Origin of the sequence: Mongoliibacter sp., assembly GCF_007692705.1 — a bacterium.
Lineage (GTDB): Bacteria > Bacteroidota > Bacteroidia > Cytophagales > Cyclobacteriaceae > Mongoliibacter.
The window spans coordinates 1-3,155 of record NZ_REBN01000016.1 but is presented as its reverse complement, the minus strand read 5'-3'; the positions used below and the strand labels follow the sequence as shown (position 1 = coordinate 3,155).

The following is a 3,155-nucleotide window of genomic DNA, read 5'->3' as shown; positions in this document are numbered from 1 at the left end:
CCAATGAAAATAGCCACGAAAGTGATATTCCATTGATGATCTGCACCACTTTCCATGAATGGAGTGCTACACGTGCAAACCCCCAATTGGAAGCTATAGACCTGAAAGGTGTCATTGAACAACTTAAACCTAGGTTTGGTGATAAAACTTCAGAAATTGTCAATGCATATCAGACTAATTTCCCTGATAAAAAACCTGCTGAAATCATGGCTTTGGTGGCTTCTAACCGTCAAGGAGCGGTTGCTGCTGCTGAAGCAAAAGCCAAACAGAAAGCCCCGGTTTATATGGCTTGGTTTGGCTGGGAACCGAATATGTACAATGGCCGGATGCGTGCTTTTCATTGCATAGACATTTGTTTCTGGTTCCAAAATACAGACAGGATGTATACCCATACGGGCGGAGGGAAAAGACCCAGGCAATTGGCAGAAAAGATGTCTGAGTCTTTGTTGGCTTTTATGAAGACCGGAAATCCCAATGCCGGTGCTTTGCCTGACTGGCCTCAGTTTACTGTGGAAAATGGAGAAACTATGGTACTTAATGATAACAGTGTTGTAAAGAATGATCCTGATCGAGCTGCAAGGATGACTTTGCCGATGGCGTAAAGTTTTTATCAAATTTAGAATACAAGGTTGTCAGGTTTATTCCTGACAATTTTTTCTTTAGACTGAAGCAATCATATTAAAGAATATTATTTAAATGTTATATAATTTACATTATGTTAAATAAAGAAATATAATCTCGCCAACCTTATCTTAACTCCACATACAATATCCTCTACCCTTATTCATTTTCTTGTTGAATATTTAGAGAATTTTCGCAAGCTTGAGACTTGTAATAATCACTTATGTCCCAAAACAGCACAGCGAGGATTGGTCTCTATCTTGGACCAATTTTGTTTCTACTGATTTTATTTTTTCTGAGCCCTGAAGGAATGTCTCATGAAGCCTTGGCTATGCTGGCTGTCACAGTTTGGGTAGCAACTTGGTGGATTACTGAAGCAATTCCTATTGCAGCTACTTCCTTATTGCCTTTAGTCCTCCTACCTACCCTGGGTGCCTTGCCAATGATCAATACGGCCTCTTCTTATTCCCACCCCATGGTATTGTTATATATGGGAGGTTTTATGATTGCCATGGCCATAGAAAAATGGAATCTGCACAAAAGAATAGCACTGAATATTATTCTTTTTATCGGTACCAATATTCAGCGGATCATTTTAGGCTTTATGTTGGCCACTGCTTTTTTGTCTATGTGGATTTCCAATACAGCCACTAGCCTTATGATGCTTCCGATAGCGATAGCAGTTGTAACTCAGCTTACACCTGGCAATAAAGACATTAAACCTAACAGGATTGGTCAGGCATTGATGTTGGGAATTGCATATGCAGCATCCATAGGTGGTGTTGCAACCCTGATAGGTACACCTACCAACATTATTCTTGCAGGTGTAATCAAAGAGATGTATGGTTATGATATCAGCTTTTCTCAATGGATGATTTTCGGTCTACCCATTTCCTTAATCCTATTGTTCATCTGTTGGGTGTATTTGGTAAGATTTGCCTACCCTTTTGAAAGGGATTTTACAATAGACGGTGGCAAAGAAGAAATACAAAATCAGTTGGCCCTACTTGGTGCCATGAGTGTTGAAGAAAAAAGAGTTTCATGGGTGTTTGGATTGGTGAGTTTTTCATGGATCATGCGCTCATTACTGTTACAGGACTTTATTCCAGCTTTGGATGACACCATTATCGCTATTACTGGGGTTGTATTGCTATTCGTTCTCCCCTCTTCAAATAAATCAACTAAACTATTAGATTGGAAAACAGCAGAAAGTATACCGTGGGGCATTTTATTGTTGTTTGGTGGCGGACTTGCTTTGGCAGAAGGATTCAAAGTTACTGGTTTGGCTTCTTGGATAGGAACTCAGTTTGCTTTTCTTGACTTCATTGCTTTTGGTCTATTCCTTTTGATCATCATCGCAGCTGTCAATTTTCTTACAGAAATCACTTCCAATGTTGCCACAGCATCTATGATCCTGCCGATTTTGGCGGCGGTTTCCTATTCTATGGGTGTCCACCCTTATGGGTTGATGGTAGGAGCAACTTTGGCTGCATCCTGTGCTTTTATGTTGCCCGTTGCCACCCCTCCTAATGCAGTAGTTTTCGGCTCAGGTTACCTGAGTATCCCGGATATGTTTCGCGCTGGCCTTTGGATGAACCTGATTTCAATCCTTATTATCACCTTATTTACCCTGTATTACCTGCCTCTTGTTTGGAAAATAGATCTTTCTGAATATCCATTTTAAAATAAAAAAGCACCGATTTTTAGAATCAAAATCGGTGCTGTATCTTTTTACTTAAACGATATTAATGGATATTCTATTGATATTACGATATTTATACTTTGCTTTTTAAAGTAATTGTTGAAAGTGTTTCCCTCTTTCTACTTTACTGTTTCCAAATATAAAATCTTAATTCTTCCCAATAATTATCGGGACTTAAATCTAAATTAAGAACTCTCCTGCGTCGAGTTGACAAGGTAAAGCTCAATTAAATTTTAATGATAAAATCTGAGTTTCTCCTTTCTATAAGTTAAACTTTGAAAGTGTCCTTCACCTTCCACTTAATCATACCGCAGTCTAAAATCTAAAATCTTAATTCTACAGTTTTCTAACCCAAATATTTCTAAACCTTACCAAGTCTCCGTGGTCCTGAAGCTTTATAGGCAAAGCATCATCATGGGCTTTATAGTTAGGGATACCAATATATTCGGTTGGACCTTTGATTTCTGTATTATTTTGTACCAAAATGCCATTGTGTACTACAGTAACTCTTGCCGGAGCAACCACCATTCCATCTGCGTTGAATCTTGGAGCAGTAAAATAGATGTCATAGGTATTCCACTCTCCGGGTTTTTTCATGGCATTGACCAATGGAGGAGTTTGTTTATAAATACTGGCAGCTTGTCCATTTGAGTAAGTCCTGCTTTCATATGAGTCCAAAACCTGAACTTCATAGTGTGACATTAGGAATATTCCTGAATTACCTCTCCCCTGTCCTTCTCCTTTGATTTCCGTTGGTGCAGTCCATTCAATATGCAGCTGCATGTCTCCAAATTTTTCTTTGGTTTGAATATCCCCTGTTCTAGGCGTCACT

The 3,155-nt window shown here is 39.0% G+C and carries 3 protein-coding genes; 2 read left to right on the top strand and 1 reads right to left on the bottom strand.

Going from position 1 to position 3,155, the window contains the following annotated elements; translation table 11 throughout:
- The coding region (locus EA341_RS00235; RefSeq protein ID WP_293010672.1) for a carboxylesterase family protein at window positions 1–602 on the top strand (602 nt) is incomplete at its 5' end.
- A 242-nt stretch (window positions 603–844) separates the two neighbouring features.
- A complete protein-coding gene (locus tag EA341_RS00230) occupies window positions 845–2,305 on the top strand; it encodes a DASS family sodium-coupled anion symporter (protein ID WP_293010671.1) in 1,461 nt (486 codons plus the stop codon).
- 354 nt (window positions 2,306–2,659) lie between these two features.
- Here EA341_RS00230 and EA341_RS00225 read toward each other — a convergent pair.
- A partial coding sequence (locus EA341_RS00225; protein ID WP_293010670.1) for a DUF1080 domain-containing protein occupies window positions 2,660–3,155 on the bottom strand: 496 nt, incomplete at its 5' end.

Bases quoted from the DNA above. Each gene is read 5' to 3' on its own strand.
- EA341_RS00230 (WP_293010671.1), top strand. From the start codon at position 845: ATGTCCCAAAACAGCACAGCGAGGATTGGTCTCTATCTTGGACCAATT.